Below are 19,897 nucleotides of genomic sequence, written 5' to 3' on the forward strand. Positions count from 1 at the left end.
TCAAGGGTTGCGGATATTAACCCCTTGCCCCCTGGAATGCAAAGCCTTCAGTCGAAAAGCGCTGGTCGGGGAGGGGGGCGGCGATTATGATGCGCGCCTTCTTCATTGGCTAGTCCTTCAAGGTTCGATCCTCATGCTGGTGCTGGGTCTTGAGACCTCTTGCGACGAGACCGGCGTCGCCCTTTACGACAGTGAGCAGGGCCTGTTGGCCGATGCGCTGTTCAGTCAGATCGATCTCCATCGCGTCTACGGTGGCGTGGTGCCGGAGCTCGCCTCCCGCGACCACGTGAAGCGCATGCTGCCGCTGATTCGCGAGGTGCTTGCAGCGGCCGGCCGCAGTCCGCAGGACATCGATGGCATTGCCTATACCTCCGGCCCCGGCCTGGTGGGCGCCCTGCTGGTTGGCGCTTCCTGCGCCCAGGCCCTGGCGTTTGCCTGGGGAGTTCCGGCGCTGGGCGTCCATCACATGGAGGGGCATCTGCTGGCTCCGATGCTGGAGGAGCAGCCCCCGGTCTTTCCTTTTATTGCGTTGCTGGTTTCCGGCGGGCACACCCAGCTGGTGCGGGTGGATGGCATTGGCCGCTACCAGGTGCTCGGCGAGTCGGTGGACGACGCAGCCGGCGAGGCGTTCGACAAGACCGCCAAGCTCATCGGCCTGGGCTACCCGGGCGGCCCCGAGATCGCCCGGCTGGCGCAGTCCGGCACCCCAGGGCGATTCACCTTCCCTCGACCGATGACCGATCGTCCCGGGCTGGACTTCAGCTTCAGCGGTCTCAAGACCTTCGCCCTGAACACCTGGCAGCAGTGCCGCGACGCGGGCGATGCCGGCGAGCAGACGCGCTGCGACATCGCCCTGGCCTTCCAGCAGGCGGTGGTCGAAACGCTGGTGATCAAGTGCAAGCGTGCGCTCAAGCAGACCGGCCTCAAGCGCCTGGTCATCGCCGGCGGCGTCAGCGCCAACCAGTCCCTGCGCGAGTCCCTCGGGGCGATGCTGGGTGAGCTGGGCGGCGAGGTGTTCTATGCCCGTCCGCGCTTCTGCACCGACAACGGCGCGATGATCGCCTACGCCGGTTGCCAGCGGCTGCTGGCCGGCCAGAAGGATGGCCCGGCCATCGGTGTACAGGCGCGTTGGCCGATGGAGAGCCTGCCGGCCATCTGAGGCTGGAGTGCCCGGAGTCTTCCGGGCATCCACTCCGATTTTCAGAAATGTCGTTCGCGTCCTGCGAAAAGGTCGCGTAGATTCCCCCGGTGCCGCCAGACGATGAGCCCGCACAGCGCGGACATCGGCAGCAGGGCCGCCGGCTGTTGCCAGGCCAGCAAGGGCAGGGTCAGCGGCGTGGCGATGAGCGAGGCGAGTGAGCTGGTGCGGGTCAGGTAGAAGGTGAGCACCCAAGCCGACAGTGCCAGCAGCGCTGCCGGTGGGTAGAGCCCCAGGAGCATGCCGGCGGCAGTGGCGACGCCTTTGCCGCCACGAAAGTTGAAGTACAGCGGGTAGAGATGCCCGAGCACGGCAGCCAGGCCGACCCAGGCCTGTTCCTGCAGGTCGAGACCAAGCAGGCGGGCGACCAGCACGGGCAGCAGCCCTTTGAGCAGGTCGCCCAGCAGGGTGAAGATGGCGAGGCGCTTGCCGGCCACCCGCAGCATGTTGGTGGCCCCGGGATTGCCCGAACCTTCGGCGCGCGGGTCGGCAGTGCCGAACACGCGACTGAGCAGGATGGCGAAGGACAGCGAGCCGAGCAGGTAGGCGAGGATCGCCAGCAGCCAGAACATTGGTATCCATTCCAGGGCGAGGAAGCCCTGATTCTAGCGGGGCAACACTGACGTGGACACGGTTTTCATCGAGGGCTTGGAAGTCGATACCGTTATCGGTGCGTACGACTGGGAGCGCAGTATCCGACAGTGCCTGCGTCTGGACCTCAGCATGGCCTGGGACAACCGGCCGGCTGCGGAAGGCGACGACCTGAGCAAGGCGCTCGATTATGCCGCCGTGTCCCAGCGCATCCAGGCCTTCGCCAGCGAGGCGACCTTCGAGTTGGTGGAAACCTTCGCCGAGCGCCTGGTGGCGCTGCTGATGAGCGAGTTCGGCATCCCGTGGATCCGCCTGCGGCTGCACAAGCCCGGCGCGGTGTCCGCTGCCAGCAGCGTCGGCGTGGAGATCGAACGCGGATGCCGCTGACCACGATCTACCTGGGCCTGGGCAGCAACATCGATCGGGAGCGCCATCTCGTGGCGGGACTCGAAGCCCTCTCCAGTTTCCTGCAGGACATGCGCTGCTCGCCGGTTTTCGAGAGCTTGCCGGTGGGGATTCGCAGCGGGAATTTCTTCAACCTGGTGGTCGAGGCCCGTACCGATCTGCCGTTGCATGACCTGGATCGCCGGCTCAAGGAGATCGAGGCGGACAACGGCCGCTACGCGCCCGATCGCAAGGGGCTGCCCCTGGACATCGACGTGCTGCTCTACGGCGATCTGGTGGGTGACTTCGAGGGCCTGGTGCTGCCGCGGGCGGAAGTCCTGAAGAATGCCTTCGTGCTCTGGCCTCTGGCGCTGCTGGCGCCGGATCTGCAACACCCCGGCGTGCAGCGTCCGTTCGCCGACCTCTGGCTGGAGGCGTCCATCGATCAGGCGCTGTGGCCGGCCGCCTTCCGTTGGCGAGGCCTGGCGTTGACGCCGGGCGAACTCCTCCAGGCCTACCCGGCGCCTGCCTGATCCTCAGTCCGCGACGACAATGATCACCACCCGGCGGTTTTCCTTGCGGCCCGCCGAGGTCGCGTTGTCGGCGATGGGGCGGGTCTGCCCCATGCCGCGCAGCTGGATGGCCTGCTTCTGCATGCCGTTTTCCTCCATCACCGCCCCTACGCTGCCGGCCCGACGCTCCGAGAGTTGCCGGTTGTAGTCCGGCGCGCCGTAGTTGTCGGTGTGGCCTTCGAGGATCACGCCGGTGATGCCCACCTTCAGCAGGGAGCGGGTGATGTCCGCGATGGTCTGGCGACTGGCGTCGGAGATGCGCTCCGAGTTGTTGTCGAACAGCACCTTGCCAGAGAGACCGAAGGCCCAGCCCTCATCCGTCAGCTTGAAGCCCTTGGCCTTGAGCATGGCCACCTGTTCTTCGCTCAGGCCTGGCTTGGGCGGTGCACTCTGGCACCCGGTTATCCACAGGAAGGCGACCAGCAGCCAGGTCAGGTGGAGGCTCGGGTGGATTTTCATGGTGGTTCTCCTGAACAACGGGGGTAAAAGACAGCGTTAACGCAGGGAGGCGGCCTGCCGACCGCTCTGGTTCCTCTTGGCCCTGTACATGGCGGTGTCGGCTTGCTGGAGCAGTTCGTCGAGCGAGCTGGCGTCCTGGGGATAGATGGCGATGCCGATGCTGAGCGAGGCGACGATCTCGCTGCTGCCTGTCAGGGGGATGGGGGGCAGCATGCTGGCGAGGATCTTGTCGGCGATGCGCTGGGCGTCTTCGAGGTCATGCATTGGCGACAGCAGCACGGCGAACTCGTCCCCGCCCAGGCGGGCCACGAGGTCCTCCTCGCGCAATTGGCTGCGCAGTCGTTCGGCGATGCTGATCAGGACCTGGTCGCCAGCCCCGTGGCCCAGTTCGTCGTTGATGGCCTTGAAGCGGTTGCAGTCGAGGAACAGGAGGGCGAAGCGCCCGCCTGTCAGCTTGGCTTGCCGCACGGCGCGGGTCAGCGCCGGTTCGAACTGGCTGCGGTTCGGCAGGCCGGTCAGGGGATCGTGGCTGGCCTGGTGGGCCAGCGAGGCGTTCTCCCGTTGCAGCTGGTTTTGCCAGGCTTCGATCTCATCCAGCAGCTGGTTGAAGTCCTCTCCCAGCTCGTGCAGCTCGACGATGGGGGATGAGGGCACCCGGCGGGCGAAGGTGCGCTCCCGGGCAATGGTGCGGGCCACGGCCGAGAAGGCACGCAGCGGTGCCATCAGCTCGCGCTGGGTGCGGCGCGAGTAGAGGTTGGCGACCAGGCTGCCGAGGGCGAGGCAGAGCAGGAGCGCCAGCGCGCCATTCTGCAGGAAGCGGCTCAGGTTGCTGCCCTGGCTGCTCAGTTGCAGCTCGCCAACGGTGCGCCCCTGGTACTGGATGGGGTAGCGCAAGGGTTGGCTGAGCAGCAGGTCGGCCAGGCCGCGTTCAAGCGCGCTCCAGCCATGGGTGGCGGGGCGTTGCCAGTCCACCAGGAGGGATCGCTGGCTGTCCAGTACGCGCACTTCGGCCAGGTCCTCGGGGGCGGCGATCAGTTCAAGGCTTTCCTGCACGGCGGCTGCATCACGGAAGACCACGGCGGCTTCGAGGGTGTAGCCCAGGGAGCGGGCGAGCAGGTGCAACTGGTACTCGGCGTAGTTGCGCAGTGCGAGCACGCCCAGCAGGGTCAGCGTGAGTGCGGTGAGGCTCATGGCCAGCAGGATGCCGCGCAGTTGCGTCCGCCACAGCAGGCGGCTGAGGGTGTAGGCATGAGGGCGGGTGACCTGGCGTCGACGGTTCATGGCTGAGCCCTGTTGCGACGCCCCAGTTGCAGGACCTGGGGATGGATGCGCAGACCGCTGCGGGCGACGGCATCCAGATTAACGGCGAAGCTGACGCGGGTATTCTCGATATCCAGGCAGAACAGGCTGCCATCACTGCAGGCATCGGCGCTTTCGCTGATGGTCAGCACGGGTTTGTCGGCCAGGCGACCCAGCAACCGCTGGCGTGACCCGGGGTCGAGGATGCCGATGTAGAGGGCATCACACATGGTTTCCAGGTCTGGAGAGTCCTGGAGCAGGCGTCGACTGGAAACGGGAATCTCGTAGTCGCGGCTCACGCCGGCAAGCAGGCGGTCCGCGTACTGGGTCGGGCCGGTGATGCACAGGGCGATCCGGTCCTTGGGCTGCGGCCAGCGGCTGTAGGCCAGGATGCCTTCTACCGCCTGGCGTACTCGCTCACCACGGACCTCGGCTGGATTCGGTGTCGGCTCCTGGGCCGTTGCGCTGAGCGCCAGCAGCCCCAACAGCAGGCCCAGCTGCCAGGGATGAAGGTTCCACGAGAGCACCTGCAGCCTCCTGGGCTCTCGCTGCGCGCGAGAGTGTTCGCCAAAAAAACGGCGCCAACATCCATTTGATAAATCAAAAGTCTAGATGGGCCAAATATTTGGCAGCCTACCAAGGACAGGCAGGTGTGGCTACTGGCTAGCAGCGGGCTGATGGGCCGAGCGGTAGGCGGCGAGTGCGGCGATCCGTTCCCGTGATAGCGCTTCGCCGAGGGCTGCGCCGCTGAGTCCCTTGGCCATCAGCTCCTTCACACCGACGGCACGGGCCGCCGTCGCGGCACCACGCAGGTAGGCGGCCTGGGGATAGTCCCGGTCTTCCAGGCCGGTACGACCCCGGGCGTCCATCTCGCAGGCGGCGATGAATTCATCGAAGCGCTGCGGGCGGCGATAGACGTCGAAGGCCTGCATCAGCGTGGCCAGGGTACCGGGACGCAGCTCCAGGGCGCGGTGAGCGTGGGTGTGGTACTCGCACACCAGCAACGCAAGTTCCTGGCAGTCGCGTGGTGCCTTGCAGCGCTCGTTCACCGTCTTGATCGGCGCCAGGCCCCGTTGTTCGTGCTGGAGGTGGCGGGGCCACTCTTCCGGCGGAGTCAGGCCTTTGCCCAGGTCGTGCAGCAGGCAGGCCCAGCGCACGGTGAGGGGCTGCTGGTGCTCGGCGCACTGGCGCAGGACTGCGAGGACGTGCAGGCCGGTGTCGACTTCGGGGTGGTGGGCAGGTGGCTGGGGCACGCCGAACAGGGCATCCAGTTCCGGCATCCAGGCCTTCAGGGCGCCGCAGGCGTGCAGGACCTCGATGAACACATCGGGCCGGGGTTCCATCAGGGCGCGTGAGACTTCCTTCCAGGTGCGTTCGGCTGTCAGCGCATCCAGTTCGCCGGATGCGGCGATCTCGCCCATGAGCCCGAGGGTTTCCTCGGCGACGCGGAAGCCCAGTGGGGCGTAGCGGGCGGCGAAGCGGGCGACCCGCAGGACACGCAGCGGGTCTTCGGCGAAGGCCGGGGAGACGTGGCGGAGGATGCGTTGCTCCAGGTCGCGCTGGCCACCGTAGGGGTCGACCAGGCGGCCGTCGGCGTCTTCGGCGATGGCGTTGACGGTGAGGTCGCGGCGGATCAGGTCGTCTTCGAGGGTTACGTCCGGGCTGGCGTAGAAGGTGAAGCCGCCATAGCCCCGCCCGCTCTTGCGCTCGGTGCGGGCCAGGGCGTACTCATCGCCGGTGTCGGGGTGGAGGAACACCGGGAAGTCGGCGCCCACCGGTTTGTAGCCAAGCGCCAGCATCTGTTCGGCACTTGCGCCCACCACTACCCAGTCGTTTTCGGTGACCGGTCTGCCCAACAGACGGTCACGTACGGCGCCGCCCACCTTGTATATCTGCATGCTCATTTCCTCCGAGGCTGCGGAGGATAGCAGCCTGGCCGGCCGTGGCGACCGGTATCTGCCGGACCAGTGCTTCGACGGCGGTCTGCAGCAGTTCGGCACTGTCCCAGGCGGGGCTGAGGCCGGTGCTGGCGGTGCCTTCCCAGAGCACCTGACCTGTCAGGTCGGTAATGCGCAGGCGCAGGGTGCCGGTGGCGTCGCGCAGACGGTGGATGGCCTGGTAGCCGCCGAGCGGAGTGGGCGGTGCCTCGTCGACGCGGAATTCCAGCGGCGCATCCTGCAGGGCCAGCCAGTAGTAGACGCGCAGCTCCGGCTGCTGGCTTTCGTGGTAGCCGCGCTCAGCCAGTTGCTGGCGCAGCAGCGGGGCGAGCTGCCGGTAGTGGGCGCGGTAGGGGGCTTCGCCCTGCACGGCCTGCTCGGGGGCGATGAGTTCGAAGCTGGCGTGGCCCATCAGAGAAGGGTTGGCCGGATGGGTGACCTGGATGCCGGGGATGTGGCTGGAGCAGGTGGCCAGTGCCAGGCACAGCAGCAGGACGAGGAACAGGCGCATCGACGCTCTCCATGGGCGATGGACCGCATGCTCGGGCGCACCCGGGCAGGCGGTCAACCGATCAAATGGGCGGGATGACCAGATCCAGGCGCGGGTACTCGCCGTCCTCGCCCCGTTCACCCTTTGGGGGCATGTGGAAGGTCCCCGTGATGTTGTCGCCGTTGAGTGTTTCCATGTGGATGTCGAACCCCCACAGGCGATGCAAGTGGCGCATCACTTCTTCGGTGGATTCGCCGAGCGGTTTGCGGTCGTGCTGCTGGTGGCGCAGCGTGAGCGAGCGGTCACCCCGGCGGTCGACGTTCCAGATCTGCACGTTGGGCTCGCGGTTGCCGAGGTTGTACTGGGCAGCGAGGGTTTCGCGGATGATCCGGTAGCCGGGTTCGTCGTGGATGGCCGGGACCAGCAGTTCGTCCTTCTGGTCGTCGTCGAGGATGCTGAACAGCTTGAAGTCGCGGATCACCTTGGGCGAGAGGAACTGCAGGATGAAGCTCTCGTCCTTGAAGCTCTTCATGGCGAACTTGATGGTGGAGAGCCAGTCGCTGCCGGCGATGTCGGGGAACCAGCGCTTGTCTTCCTCGGTGGGCTCCTCGCAGATGCGGCGGATGTCGCGGTACATGGCGAAGCCCAGGGCGTAGGGGTTGATGCCGCTGTAGTAGGGGCTGTCGAAGCTGGGCTGGTAGACCACGCTGGTGTGGGACTGGAGGAACTCCATCATGAAGCCGTCGGTGACCAGGCCTTCGTCGTACAGGTCGTTCATCAGGGTGTAGTGCCAGAAGGTGGCCCAGCCTTCGTTCATCACCTGGGTCTGGCGCTGTGGGTAGAAGTACTGGGCGATCTTGCGCACGATGCGCACGATCTCGCGCTGCCAGGGCTCCAGCAGCGGGGCGTGCTTCTCGATGAAGTAGAGGATGTTCTCCTGGGGTTCGGCCGGGAAGCGGCCCTTGTCCTTGTCGTCGGACTTGCCATGGCCCTTGGGAATGGTGCGCCAGAGGTCGTTGATCTGCCGTTGCAGGTGCTCTTCGCGCTCTTTCTGCCGGCGCCGCTCTTCTTCGGCGGAGATAGGGTAGGGGCGCTTGTAGCGGTCCACGCCGTAGTTCATCAGGGCGTGGCAGGAGTCCAGCAGGTTCTCCACGGCATCGATGCCGTGCCGTTCTTCGCACTGGTTGATGTACTGCTTGGCGAACACCAGGTAGTCGATGATCGAGCTGGCGTCGGTCCAGGTGCGGAACAGGTAGTTGCCCTTGAAGAAGCTGTTGTGGCCATAGCAGGCGTGGGCGATCACCAACGCCTGCATGGTGATGGTGTTCTCCTCCATCAGGTAGGCGATGCAGGGGTCGGAGTTGATCACGATCTCGTAGGCGAGGCCCATCTGGCCGCGGCTGTACGATTTCTCGGTGCTGAGGAAGTGCTTGCCGTAGGACCAGTGGTGATAACCCAGGGGCATGCCCACGGAGGCGTAGGCATCCATCATCTGTTCGGCAGTGATGATCTCGATCTGGTTGGGGTAGGTGTCGAGTGCATAGCGTTCGGCCAGGCGGCCGATCTCGCGGTCATAGGCTCGGATGAGGTCGAAGGTCCACTCCGATCCCGTGGAGATCGGCTGCCTTTTCTTCTCTTTCGCGGTCATGGCGCAGCCCTCAGGTAACCAGCCGGCGCTGGAAGAGTTCGCGGAACACCGGATAGATGTCGGACGCCGAGACGATCTGCTGCTGGGCAAAGGTATCGGCGAACGCCTCGCACACCTGCTCGTACTCGAACCACAGCGCCTGGTGCTCGCGCGGGGTGATCTCGACGTAGGTGTAGTACTGGACGAACGGCATGATCTGCTTGATGAGGATGTCGCGGCAGATGGGCGAGTCGTCGTTCCAGTTGTCGCCGTCCGAGGCCTGGGCGGCGTAGATGTTCCATTCGTTGATGGGGTAACGCTCGGCCATGATCTCCTGCATCATCTTGAGCGCGCTGGAGACGATGGTGCCGCCGGTTTCGCGGGAGTAGAAGAACTCTTCCTCGTCCACTTCCTTGGCGCTGGTGTGGTGGCGGATGAACACCACTTCGATCTTGTCGTAGTTCCGCTTGAGGAACAGGTACAGGAGGATGAAGAAGCGCTTGGCGATGTCCTTGGTCGCCTGGGTCATGGAGCCGGAGACGTCCATCAGGCAGAACATGACGGCCTTGGAGCTGGGGTTGGGCTGTTTGACCAGCAGGTTGTACTTGAGGTCGAAGGTGTCGAGGAAGGGCACCCGCTCGATGCGGGCGCGCAGCCGGGCGATCTCGGTTTCCAGCTCCTGGATGTCGCCGAAGTTGTCCGGCTCCTCCCGCTTGAGGCGTGCGAGTTCCTCCTTTGCCTCCCGCAGCTTGGCGCGGCTGGAGCCGGAGAGGGCGATGCGCCGTGCATGGGCGGAACGCAGGGTGCGGACGATGTTGATGCGCGAGGGGTTGCCTTCGTTGCTGATGCCGGCGCGCACGGTCTTGAAGGTGTCGGCACCGGTCAGGTGGCGTTTCACCAGGTTGGGCAGCTCGAGGTCCTCGAACATGAAGTCGAGAAACTCTTCCTGGGTGATCTGGAAGACGAATTCGTCCATCCCGTCGCCCTGGTTGCTGGCCTTGCCGCTGCCGCGTCCGCCGCCTCCGCCCTGGGGGCGAGGGATGCGTTCACCGGCGGTGAACTCCTTGTTGCCCGGGTGGACGATGGTCTGCCGGCCGCCACGGCCGTGGTGCAGGACGGGCTCGTCGATGTCGCGGCCGGGGATGCTGATCTGCTCGCCGTGCTCCATGTCGGTGATGGAGCGCCGGCTGACGGCCTCCTCCACGGCCTTCTTGATGTGCTCGCGGTAGCGCCGCAGGAACCGCTGGCGGTTCACGGTGCTCTTGTTCTTGCCGTTCAGGCGTCGGTCGATCACATAGCTCATAGATGCCCCTCCGGGGCAGCGTCAGGCTGCCAACCGCAGGCTGCGGCGGGGAGCCCCGCACGCAGCGTGCAGCTGATGACTTGCGGCTGCTGTTATTGCGACTTGCGTACCCGCAGGTACCACTCGGACAGCAGGCGGACCTGCTTCTCGGTGTAGCCGCGCTCGACCATGCGCTTGACGAAGTCGTTGTGCTTTTGCTGCTCCTCTTTGCTGCCTTTGGCGTTGAAGCTGATGACCGGCAGGAGGTCCTCGGTGTTGGAGAACATCTTCTTCTCGATGACCACCCGCAGCTTCTCGTAGCTGAGCCAGCTGGGGTTCTTGCCGTTGTTGTTGGCCCGGGCGCGCAGCACGAAGTTGACGATCTCGTTGCGGAAATCCTTCGGGTTGCTGATGCCGGCGGGTTTCTCGATCTTCTCCAGTTCCTCGTTGAGGGCCACGCGGTTGAGGATCTCGCCGGTCTCCGGGTCGCGGTATTCCTGGTCCTGGATCCAGAAATCCGCGTACAGCACGTAGCGGTCGAAGATGTTCTGGCCGTACTCGCTGTAGGACTCCAGGTAGGCGGTCTGGATTTCCTTGCCGATGAATTCGATGTAGCGCGGTGCCAGGTACTCCTTGATGTAGCGCAGGTAGCGCTCGCGTACTTCGGCGGGGAACTGCTCCTGCTCGATCTGCTGCTCCAGCACGTAGAGCAGGTGCACCGGGTTGGCAGCGATCTCGTGGGGGTCGAAGTTGAAGACCTTGGACAGGATCTTGAAGGCGAAGCGGGTGGACAGGCCATTCATGCCCTCGTCGACGCCCGCCGAATCACGGTATTCCTGAATCGACTTGGCCTTGGGATCGGTGTCCTTGAGGTTCTCGCCGTCGTAGACGCGCATCTTGGAGTAGATGTTGGAGTTCTCCGGCTCCTTCAGGCGCGAGAGAACGGAGAACTGGGCGAGCATGCGCAGGGTGTCGGGCGCGCAATGGGCCTTGGCCAGCGAACTGTTGATCAGCAGTTTGTCGTAGATGCGGATCTCGTCGGTGACGCGCAGGCAATAGGGCACCTTGACGATGTAGATCCGGTCGATGAAGGCCTCGTTGTTCTTGTTGTTGCGGAAGCTGTGCCACTCGGACTCGTTGGAGTGGGCCAGCAGGATGCCGCTGTACGGGATCGCGCCCAGGCCTTCGGTGCTGTTGTAGTTGCCCTCCTGGGTGGCGGTGAGCAGCGGGTGCAGGACCTTGATGGGTGCCTTGAACATCTCGACGAATTCCATCAGGCCCTGGTTGGCGCGGCACAGGGCGCCGGAGTAGCTGTAAGCGTCCGCGTCGTTCTGCGGGTACTCCTCCAGCTTGCGGATGTCGACCTTGCCGACCAGGGCCGATATGTCCTGGTTGTTCTCGTCACCCGGTTCGGTCTTGGCCACGGCGATCTGGTTGAGGATCGACGGGTAGAGCTTCACCACGCGGAACTGGCTGATGTCGCCGCCGAACTCCTGCAGGCGCTTGGTGGCCCAGGGCGACATGATGCTGGAGAGGTAGCGGCGCGGGATGCCGTAGTCCTCTTCGAGGATCGCGCCATCCTCGGCGGCGTTGAACAGGCCCAGCGGAGACTCGAACACCGGAGAGCCCTTGATGGCGTAGAAGGGCACCTTCTCCATCAGCTGCTTGAGCTTCTCGGCCAGGGACGACTTGCCGCCGCCCACCGGGCCCAGGAGGTAGAGGATCTGCTTCTTCTCTTCCAGGCCCTGCGCGGCATGGCGGAAGTACGCGACGATCTGGTCGATGCACTCTTCCATGCCATGGAAGTCGGCAAAGGCCGGATAGCGGCGGATCACCTTGTTGGAGAAGATCCGCGACAGGCGTGGATCGGAAGAGGTATCCAACAGCTCGGGCTCGCCGATCGCCATGAGCATGCGCTCTGCGGCGGTGGCGTATGCGCTCCTGTCCTGTTTGCAGAGGTCCAGGTACTCCTGCAGGGAATACTCTTCCTGGCGAGTGGCTTCGAAGCGCTGTTGGAAGTGGCTGAAAATGCTCATTGCGTCACCTCGCTGGATACGGGAGCCGGCGGGATCGGTCACGCGGGTGGGCAGTCGTCCGACGAGTCGGCCGAAGAGAATCCCCCAGTACACCAAATGGTCGCTGCCGATGGCCCGGAACCGGTGTGCCGGCTCTCCTTTTTGGATGGCCTGCCCTAAGAGTAGTTCGGAATCGGCGAGGTCAAGGATGACGGAGTGATAACAGCGTGTTGCCGTTCGTCAGGAAGGTGCGCAAGGCTACGGATGGCGCGGGTTTGCGCCATCCGCAGTTTTTTTACTCTTCGCCGCCTTGTGCTACGTGGGTGGGGTAGGTGGCGCGCCACAGCTCGAAGCCACCGTCGAGGCTGTAGACCTCGGAGAAGCCCTGGCCCACCAGGTAGGCGGCGGCCCCCTGGCTGGAGTTGCCGTGGTAGCAGGCGACGATCAGCGGGGCGTCGAGGTCGGCCTGGGCGATGAAGTCGGCCAGGGAGTAGTTGTCCAGATGGCGTGAGCCGGTGATGTGGCCCTGCGCGAAGCTCTGCGGATCACGGATGTCGACCACCACGGCGCCTTGTTCGCGCAGGGCCTGGGCCCGCTCCGGCGGGATTCGCTGGAATTCACTCATGTCGGGACTCCTTGCAGTTACAGCTGGTGCGCTGGCCGTTGTCGATGTTCAGTAGGGTCATGGTGCCGCCCCAGACACAGCCGGTGTCGAGGGCATGCAGGCCGGGCTCGTTGCATTTGCCCTCAAGGGCTGCCCAGTGGCCGAAGATGATCTTCTGCCCACGGGTTTTGCGGGACGGGTGGGCGAACCAGGGGCGATAGCCGGGCGGGGCGGTGTCCGCGCCCTCCTTGCTCTTGAGGTCGAGGGTGCCGTCTGCCTTGCAGAAGCGCATGCGGGTGAAGTAGTTGGTGATCACCCGCAGGCGGGTGATGCCGTGCAGGTCGCTGTCCCAGCAGGCGGGATCGTTGCCGTACATGCCCTCGAGGAACAGCGGCAGGCGCGCGTCATCGAGCAGCGCCTCCTCCACTTCGGCGGCGCGCTTGAGCGCCTTGGCCAGCGTCCACATGGGGGGAATGCCGGCATGCACCATGACGATGTCGCGGGCCTCGTCGTAGTGGACGAGCTTCTGCCGGCGCAGCCAGTCCAGCAGGTCCCCGGCGTCGGGGGCTTCGATGATTTCCCGCAGGGTGTCGGACTTCTTCAGCCGTTCGACATTGTGAGCCACGGCCAGCAGGTGCAGGTCGTGGTTGCCAAGCACGCAGGTGACCGAGTCGCGCATGGCAAACAGGAAGCGCAGTGTCTCCAGGGACTTCGGGCCGCGGTTGACCAGATCGCCCACCAGCCAGAGGCAGTCCCGGGCCGGATCGAAGGCGACCCGGTCGAGCAGGCACTTCAGGGGATCCAGGCAGCCCTGCAGGTCGCCAACGGCATAGGTCGTCATGGCGGGCCTCAGTGCAGTGCGCCGGGTACGGCCAGGCGGAAGGGGGCGATGGGAGCGTCGAAGTGGTGGCCATCCTCGGCCAGCATCTGATAACTGCCCTGCATGGCGCCCACGCGGGTGGTCATGACCGTACCGCTGGTGTAGACGTGCTGCGCGCCCGGCTCGATCAGTGGCTGCTGCCCCACCACGCCGGCTCCGCGCACTTCCTGCACTTGGCCGTCGCCATCGGTGATGACCCAGTGACGGGAGATCAGCCGGGCGGCCACATCGCCGCTGTTGGCGATGGTGATGGTGTAGGAGAAGGCGTAGCGGCTGTCGTCCGGCTGCGACTGCTCAGGCAGGTAGCGGGTGGTGACGCTGACGTCGATCTGGTAGCGGGGTTCGGACACTGGGTGGGCTCTCTCGCGCGATGAAAAAAGTCTAGGAGCTCAGGCGGTGCCTGTCCTGGCGGCAAGCTGGTCGGCCAGACGGACGAACGCGGCCAGGTCCAGTTGCTCGGGGCGCAGGCTGCCATCCACGCCGGTGGCTTCGATGGCTTCAGCGTCCAGCAGGGCCTTCAGGGTGTTGCGCAAGGTCTTGCGGCGCTGGTTGAAGGCTTCGCGAACGATGCGTTCCAGCAGGCGGTGATCCTTGGCCGGATGCGGCAGGGTCTCGTGGGGGACCAGGCGGACGATGGCGGAGTCCACCTTCGGCGGCGGGTTGAAGGCGCCCGGGCCGACGTTGAACAGGTGCTCCACGCGGCAGTGGTACTGGACCATGATCGACAGGCGGCCCCAGTCGCCACCGCCGGGTTCGGCCGCGAGGCGCTCCACCACTTCCTTTTGCAGCATGAAGTGCATGTCACGGATCAGCGGTGCGTTGTCCAGCAAGTGGAAGATCAGCGGGGTGGAAATGTTGTACGGCAGGTTGCCCACGACTCGCAGGGAGCGGGGTTCAGCGCCCAATTGGTTGAAGTCGAACTTCAGGGCATCGCCCTGGTTCAGGCGAAAGTGTGGTTCGGCGCCGAACTTGGCGTTGAGGATCGGAATTAGGTCCAGGTCCAGTTCGATGACGTCCAGTTGCGCGCCACTGCCCAGAAGGCCTTCGGTCAGCGCGCCCTGGCCGGGGCCGATCTCCAGCAGGTGCTCGCCAGGCTTGGCGTGGATCGCACGCAGGATGCGGTGGATGACGCCGGCGTCGTGCAGGAAGTTCTGGCCAAAGCGTTTGCGGGCGCGGTGTTGGTATTCGGACATAGAGAGGCGGCTCCAGGCTTCAAGCTGCAAGCATCAAGCAAGAGCACAAAGCGAAAAAACGAGGTCGCGTAGTTTAAGGCAAAAGCGGCGCTGAGGTGCTGCTCGTCGCTGCCCGGTCGCAATCCGGGCAGCGGTCGGTCGGCATCAAGCGGTGCGTTGGCGGCTGGTGGCCATCTGGTAGGCGGTCTCCAGCGCCACCTGCAGGCTGCCACCGTCGACACGGCCGGTGCCGGCAAGGTCCAGGGCGGTGCCATGGTCCACCGAGGTGCGGATGATCGGCAGGCCCAGGGTGACATTCACTGCGGCACCGAAGCCCTTGTACTTGAGCACGGGCAAGCCTTGGTCGTGGTACATGGCCAGGACAGCGTCGCAGTGCTCCAGGTGTTTGGGGGTGAACAGGGTGTCGGCCGGCAGCGGGCCGATCAGGTCCATGCCCTCGGCGCGCAGGCGCTGCAGGCAGGGCTCGATCACCTCGATCTCTTCCCGTCCCAGGTGACCGCCTTCCCCGGCGTGGGGGTTGAGGCCGCAGACGAGGATGCGCGGCTGGCTCAGGCCGAACTTGTCCACCAGGTCGGCGTAGAGGATGCGCGTGACCCGTTCCAGGCGCTCCGTCGTGATGGCGGCGGCGACATCCTTCAGCGGCAGGTGGGTGGTGACCAGGGCGACGCGCAGGCCCCTGGTCGCGAGCATCATCACCACCTGCTGGGTGCGGGTGAGGTCGGCGAGGAATTCGGTGTGGCCGGAGAAGGCAATGCCGGCGTCGTTGATCACGCCCTTGTGCACCGGGGCGGTGATCATGCCGTCGAACAATCCATCCAGGCAGCCCTGGCCGGCGCGGGTGAGCGTCTGCAGGATATAGGCTGCGTTGGCGGTGTCGAGCTGGCCGGCCGTGGCTTCTGCCCCCAAGGGCGTATCCCAGACGTAGAGCGATCCAGCGGCAGCGGGGGCGGCGGGTAATCGCTCTGCTGTGAAGTCGATGAGGTTGATATCGACGCCCAAGGTGCGGGCGCGCTGCTCAAGCAGTTGCCGGCTGGCGATGGCAATCAGTGGATGGGGTTGGGCTTCGCGAGAAAGGAGCAGGCACAGGTCGGGACCGATACCGGCAGGCTCACCGGGGGTGAGGGCAAAACGCAGGGGGGGCATCAAGAGGGCTCCGGCGGGGAACTCGGGCGCTCATTCTAGCGCTGGCGAGTCCCCGCCGGTGAAGCGGGTCAGAGCTTGGTTTCGACGTAGGCTTCGTCGCGGATCTGACGCAGCCAGGCTTGCAGCTCTTCGTCGTACTTGCGGTTGCGCAGGACGTTGATGGCCTGCTGCTCGCGCATCTGGTCGCTGCTGTCGGTGGCGCGGCGGCCAAGTACTTCGAGCACGTGCCAGCCGTAGGGGCTCTTGAACGGGCGGGAAAGCTTGCCGGCGGGGGTGTTTTCCATCACTTCGCGGAACTCGGGCACCAAGGCGTTGGGGTCGATCCAGTTGAGGTCGCCGCCGTTGAGGGCCGAACCCGGGTCTTCGGAGAAGTTCTTCGCCAGCTCGGCAAAGTCTTCTCCGGACTGGATGCGCTCGTAGAGGCGCTCGGCCAGGCGCTTGGTGTCGGCTTCGCTGCGGATCTCGCTGGGCTTGAGCAGGATGTGACGTACATGCACTTCATCGCGAACCTGGCTGCTGCCGCCACGTTTGTCCAACAGCTTGAGGATCATGAAACCGCTCGGAGTGCGTACCGGCTCGGTGACCTCGCCTGGTGACAGGGCGCTGATCATGGCATCGAAGGGTGGGGGTAGCTGGGCAGCCTTGCGCCAGCCGATCTCGCCGCCTTCCAGGGCGGTTTCACCGGCAGAGCGGGATATCGCCAACTGGGCAAAGTCGGCACCCTGGCGCAGTTGCTGGTAGAGGTCGCGGGCCTGGCGCTCGGCCGCCTGGATGGTATCCGGGGACGAACCGTCCGGAACCGGGATCAGGATGTTGGCCAGGTGGAACTCTTCAGACAGCTGCAGCTTGCCCAGGTCGGAGGCCAGGAAGTTCTGCACTTCCTGGTCGGTGACCTGGATGCGCTCGGCCACGCGGCGTTGGCGCACACGGCTGATGACCATCTCGCGACGGACCTGGTCGCGGGCGTCCTGGTAGGACAGGCCATCACGGGCCAGTGCCGAACGGAACTGATCCACGCTCATGCCATTGCGCTGGGCGATGGATTCGATGGCCTGGTTCAGTTCCTCATCGGTGATGCGGATGCCGGAGCGGTCGCCGATCTGCAGCTGGACGTTCTCGATGATCAGGCGCTCGAGTACCTGTTGCTGCAGGACGTGCTCCGGGGGGAGCGCGGCACCGCGCTTGGAAATGGTCTGCTGGACCTCGTGGACGCGCTGGTCCAGCTGGCTCTGCATGACCACGTCGTTGTCGACGATCGCCACTACGCGGTCGAGGGTCTGAACCTCGGCCTGCGCACCGGTCCCGAGGAGCAGGGCGCCCAGCATCAGCGGGCGCAGACAATCAGAAAGCTTGGTCTTCACGTTCACGGTAACCTTGGATGCCGGTGTCGAGGAAACTTTCAACCTTGTTGCCCATGATCCCGCCGAGGCCCTTCAGGACGATCTGCAGGAAGATGCCACGGTCGGCTTTTTCGTTCAGGTCGGGCGACAGGGTGGTTTCGTCGTAGCTGACCCAGTAGCGGTTGATCAGGCGCAACTTCCAGCAGCAGCTGTCGTACTCGAAGCCACCGAAGGCTTCCAGCGTGCGGTTGCGGTTGTAGTCGTACTGCCAGCGTGCGATGGCGGCCCACTGCGGCACGATGGGCCAGATGACCGAGGCATCGTGCTGCTGGATCTTGTAGTAGTCCTTGATCACGTTGCCGGTGACCGGGTCCTCGTAGTCGCCACCTTCCTGCCAGCGGCCGGTGGTCTGGTTGTAGACCACGGCATCGTTGCGGTAGCGGTAACCGAAGTTGACCACCTTGTTGACTTCGTCTTCCGGCTGGTAGTGGAACATCAGGTTGCCGGAGCGGGTCTGGCCAGCGTCAGGATCCCAGTTGTACTCGGAGCTCAGGCGCCAGTCGCGGTTGAAGCGATACAGGTATTCCATCGCGTAGGGCGAGCTGCTGGCCTGGGCAGAGTTACGCAGGCGGTAGTCGATACCGGGCAGTTGGACCTTGCGATCTTCGAAGTAGAAGGCCTGGCCGATGCTGAAGCGCTGGCGTTCGAAGCCATTCGGCTGAATCCAGCGGTTGGTCAGGCCCAGGGAGACCTGGTTGGCATCACCGATGCGGTCACGCCCGGTGAAGCGGTTCTCGCGGAACAGCGAGGCGTAGTTGAAGCTGCTCTCGCCGGCGTCGAAGATCGGGATGTTGTTCTGCTTCTCTTCAGGCACATAGAGGTAGAACAGGCGCGGTTCCAGGGTCTGGCGGTAGTTGCTGCCGAACAGGGTGGTGTTGCGGTCGAAGTACAGGCCGCTGTCCACGCTGAAGATCGGTATGGTGCGGTCCTGGCTGCTCTTGAAGGTCTGCCCGGCGAGCAGTGTCGACTTGCCTTGGCTGTCCAAGTCGATGTCGTACTGGGTGTAGAGATATTTCACCGAGGGCTTCAGGAAGCCGTAGCTCCAGTCCAGTGGCAGGCTGACGCCTGGCTCGACATGGATGCGGTTGCCGTCGGCGCGGGCCAGGCCCTGGATACGCGTGTCGTTCCACGGAGTGGCCTGGCCGTTCTCGTCGATGAAGTTGCCGTTGCGCAAGCTGCGCTCGAAGCGCACGAGCTCTGTGGAATAGCCGAATTTCAGGCCGCCTGCATCCACCGGCAGCGTGCCGTCTAAGGATATTTGGGGCAGGCGATTGTATGGGGTGATGTCGGTGACGGTCGCCATCTCAAAAGCATGGGCGTTCAAGCGCGCGGTGTAGCTGTCGCCGCGCCAGGTCAGGGTGCCGCGCTGGTTGACGTAGGTGTTGCGCTGCACGTCAAGGTCGGTGGGCAGATCCTGGAAGTAGTAGGGGTCGCTGATGTCGGTGTAGTCCACCTCGGCCAGCAGGCGGGAGTTCAGGCCGCCGGTGTGTTGCCAGCTGTACAGCCAGCGCTTGTCCTTGTACTCCGACTGCAGCTTGCGGTCGTCGTTCTCGTCGTTCAGGTAGGCGCCACTGACCTGGCCTTCGCTGCTCTGGGTGAGGTAGCGGAATTCGCCGCCCATCATCAGACCGCGTTTGGCCATGTAACGCGGGTAGAGCGTCGCGTCGTAGTTGGGAGCGAGGTTGAAGTAGTAGGGCGTCAGCAGGGTGAAGCCGGTGTCGCTGCCACTGCCGATGCTCGGCGGGAGGAAACCGGACTGGCGACGGTTGTCGATCGGGAAGTAGATGTAGGGGGTGTAGAACACCGGTACATCCTTGACCCGCAGGGTGACGTTGGTCGCGGTACCGAAACCGGTGGCCGGGTTCAGCTTGATGTTGTTGCCCTTCAGGTTCCAGGCATTGTCACCCGGCTCGCAGCGGGTGTAGGTGCCGTCCTTCAGGCGGATGATGGCGTCGTCCTGGCGCTTGGCGTAGAGAGCGCTGCCGCGTACGTGTGACTTGTGCAGGACATACTCGGCGTTGTCGATCTTCGCCTCGCCGTTGTCCAGTTGCAGCTCGGCTCGGTCGCCTACTACCAAGGCACCGTTGTCACGCAGGCGGACGTTGCCCACCAGCTCGCCGCGGTTCTCGGCCTGGCGCAGGTTGGCCTCGTCGGCCTCGACCTGCATGCTGCCCTGGCGCATCACCACGTCACCGGCGAGGGTGGCCACCTGCTGCTCCTGCTCGTAGCGCGAAGCCTTGGCAGAAATGTAGGTGGGCGCATCCGCCTTGGGCGTCTTGTCGTTCATGCCTGGACGGGTCGGCTCGATGTAGGCGCCTGCGCAGTACGGGCCGGTCTCGGCCAGCTGTGCGGCGGTTAGCTTTTCACGCGGGACCCAGTCGAGGTGGCTGTAGTCGGCACTGCGGGAAGCCAGGGCGCGACCACCGGATTCGGTGACCAGCGTCGGCTTGGCTTCTTCGCCGCTGGCTACCTGGCCGTTGCTGCCTGCCTGTGCACTGGCGACACCCACGGTGGAGCTGACGGCGCTCTCGCTGTGGATCGGCCGGGGCGGGAGGTTCGACGCGGAAGCCTTGGGGGTGCAGGCCCAGCCGCCCGTGGTGGACGCCTGGCAGTCAAACTGGTCAGCGGCGACAACGAATGGAGTGGCTACAGGTTGCAGGGCCAGCAGACCGCCGGTGACCAGCAAGGGAAATTTTTTACGAAACGCGGGAGATTTTACTGCCATCTTGTTAGTCCGGGCTTCCTGCGCGCCATCGGCCCGCGGGGGCCGCACGCCTCTCGATGGGCTGAAAAAGATGCTGGATAATAAAGCATGACCCGCGC

General features: G+C 64.9%; 19 protein-coding genes. 3 read left to right on the top strand and 16 right to left on the bottom strand.

The features are described from left to right. Positions 1-133 precede the first annotated feature (133 nt). Entirely contained in the window at positions 134-1,159 is a 1,026-nt protein-coding gene (gene tsaD / locus PotMrB4_RS02970; RefSeq protein WP_074967460.1) for a tRNA (adenosine(37)-N6)-threonylcarbamoyltransferase complex transferase subunit TsaD, read from the top strand. A 41-nt stretch (positions 1,160-1,200) separates the two neighbouring features. Here tsaD and plsY read toward each other — a convergent pair whose 3' ends face one another. Then, on the bottom strand, positions 1,201-1,770 hold the full coding sequence (gene plsY, locus PotMrB4_RS02975) for a glycerol-3-phosphate 1-O-acyltransferase PlsY (RefSeq protein WP_172432477.1): 570 nt from the start codon (positions 1,768-1,770) through the stop codon (positions 1,201-1,203). A gap of 52 nt (positions 1,771-1,822) precedes the next feature. On the opposite strand from plsY, the gene folB reads away from it, so the two are divergent. Further along, positions 1,823-2,176 carry a dihydroneopterin aldolase gene (folB, locus tag PotMrB4_RS02980; RefSeq protein ID WP_044405660.1) on the top strand — a complete coding sequence of 118 codons (354 nt, stop codon included), beginning with the start codon at positions 1,823-1,825 and terminating at the stop codon, positions 2,174-2,176. Beyond that, positions 2,167-2,706, top strand: coding sequence for a 2-amino-4-hydroxy-6-hydroxymethyldihydropteridine diphosphokinase (gene folK / locus PotMrB4_RS02985; protein WP_172432478.1), 540 nt, complete (start codon positions 2,167-2,169; stop codon positions 2,704-2,706). Before folB ends, folK begins: the two co-directional genes overlap by 10 nt. A 3-nt stretch (positions 2,707-2,709) precedes the next feature. Here the strand turns inward: folK and PotMrB4_RS02990 are convergent, their stop codons facing one another. From PotMrB4_RS02990 to PotMrB4_RS03060, 15 genes are all read right to left on the bottom strand, one after another. Beyond that, a complete protein-coding gene (locus PotMrB4_RS02990; RefSeq protein WP_172432479.1) occupies positions 2,710-3,204 on the bottom strand; it encodes an OmpA family protein in 495 nt (164 codons plus the stop codon). 36 nt (positions 3,205-3,240) lie between these two features. Beyond that, complete coding sequence (locus PotMrB4_RS02995; RefSeq protein WP_172432480.1) at positions 3,241-4,485, bottom strand: diguanylate cyclase domain-containing protein; 1,245 nt, start codon at positions 4,483-4,485, stop codon at positions 3,241-3,243. Continuing rightward, on the bottom strand, positions 4,482-5,030 hold the full coding sequence (locus PotMrB4_RS03000) for a YfiR family protein (protein WP_232060787.1): 549 nt from the start codon (positions 5,028-5,030) through the stop codon (positions 4,482-4,484). The genes PotMrB4_RS02995 and PotMrB4_RS03000 overlap by 4 nt, the downstream gene beginning before the upstream one ends. A gap of 129 nt (positions 5,031-5,159) precedes the next feature. Beyond that, entirely contained in the window at positions 5,160-6,401 is a 1,242-nt protein-coding gene (locus PotMrB4_RS03005) for a multifunctional CCA addition/repair protein (protein ID WP_172432481.1), read from the bottom strand. Continuing rightward, entirely contained in the window at positions 6,367-6,951 is a 585-nt protein-coding gene (locus PotMrB4_RS03010; protein ID WP_172432482.1) for a DUF4136 domain-containing protein, read from the bottom strand. Before PotMrB4_RS03010 ends, PotMrB4_RS03005 begins: the two co-directional genes overlap by 35 nt. Before the next feature lie 61 nt (positions 6,952-7,012). Further along, a complete protein-coding gene (locus tag PotMrB4_RS03015; protein ID WP_172432483.1) occupies positions 7,013-8,578 on the bottom strand; it encodes a SpoVR family protein in 1,566 nt (521 codons plus the stop codon). A 10-nt stretch (positions 8,579-8,588) separates the two neighbouring features. Further along, positions 8,589-9,860, bottom strand: a complete 1,272-nt coding sequence (locus PotMrB4_RS03020) for a YeaH/YhbH family protein (RefSeq protein ID WP_044405672.1) — start codon at positions 9,858-9,860, stop codon at positions 8,589-8,591. A gap of 92 nt (positions 9,861-9,952) precedes the next feature. Next, positions 9,953-11,875, bottom strand: a complete 1,923-nt coding sequence (locus tag PotMrB4_RS03025) for a PrkA family serine protein kinase (RefSeq protein WP_044405674.1) — start codon at positions 11,873-11,875, stop codon at positions 9,953-9,955. Positions 11,876-12,149: 274 nt separating this feature from the next. Further along, entirely contained in the window at positions 12,150-12,479 is a 330-nt protein-coding gene (glpE, locus tag PotMrB4_RS03030) for a thiosulfate sulfurtransferase GlpE (protein ID WP_172432484.1), read from the bottom strand. Beyond that, a complete protein-coding gene (locus PotMrB4_RS03035; RefSeq protein ID WP_172432485.1) occupies positions 12,472-13,299 on the bottom strand; it encodes a symmetrical bis(5'-nucleosyl)-tetraphosphatase in 828 nt (275 codons plus the stop codon). Before PotMrB4_RS03035 ends, glpE begins: the two co-directional genes overlap by 8 nt. Positions 13,300-13,307: 8 nt before the next feature. Continuing rightward, on the bottom strand, positions 13,308-13,688 hold the full coding sequence (gene apaG / locus PotMrB4_RS03040) for a Co2+/Mg2+ efflux protein ApaG (protein ID WP_044405679.1): 381 nt from the start codon (positions 13,686-13,688) through the stop codon (positions 13,308-13,310). A 39-nt stretch (positions 13,689-13,727) separates the two neighbouring features. Further along, a complete protein-coding gene (gene rsmA, locus PotMrB4_RS03045) occupies positions 13,728-14,531 on the bottom strand; it encodes a 16S rRNA (adenine(1518)-N(6)/adenine(1519)-N(6))-dimethyltransferase RsmA (RefSeq protein ID WP_172432486.1) in 804 nt (267 codons plus the stop codon). A gap of 144 nt (positions 14,532-14,675) precedes the next feature. Further along, on the bottom strand, positions 14,676-15,674 hold the full coding sequence (pdxA, locus tag PotMrB4_RS03050; RefSeq protein WP_172432487.1) for a 4-hydroxythreonine-4-phosphate dehydrogenase PdxA: 999 nt from the start codon (positions 15,672-15,674) through the stop codon (positions 14,676-14,678). 68 nt (positions 15,675-15,742) lie between these two features. After that, a complete protein-coding gene (surA, locus tag PotMrB4_RS03055; RefSeq protein ID WP_394354015.1) occupies positions 15,743-17,041 on the bottom strand; it encodes a peptidylprolyl isomerase SurA in 1,299 nt (432 codons plus the stop codon). After that, a complete protein-coding gene (locus tag PotMrB4_RS03060; protein WP_172432489.1) occupies positions 17,016-19,799 on the bottom strand; it encodes an LPS-assembly protein LptD in 2,784 nt (927 codons plus the stop codon). The genes surA and PotMrB4_RS03060 overlap by 26 nt, the downstream gene beginning before the upstream one ends. Positions 19,800-19,897: the final 98 nt, after the last annotated feature.

This window comes from Metapseudomonas otitidis, assembly GCF_011397855.1.
Classification (GTDB): Bacteria; Pseudomonadota; Gammaproteobacteria; order Pseudomonadales; family Pseudomonadaceae; genus Metapseudomonas; species Metapseudomonas otitidis.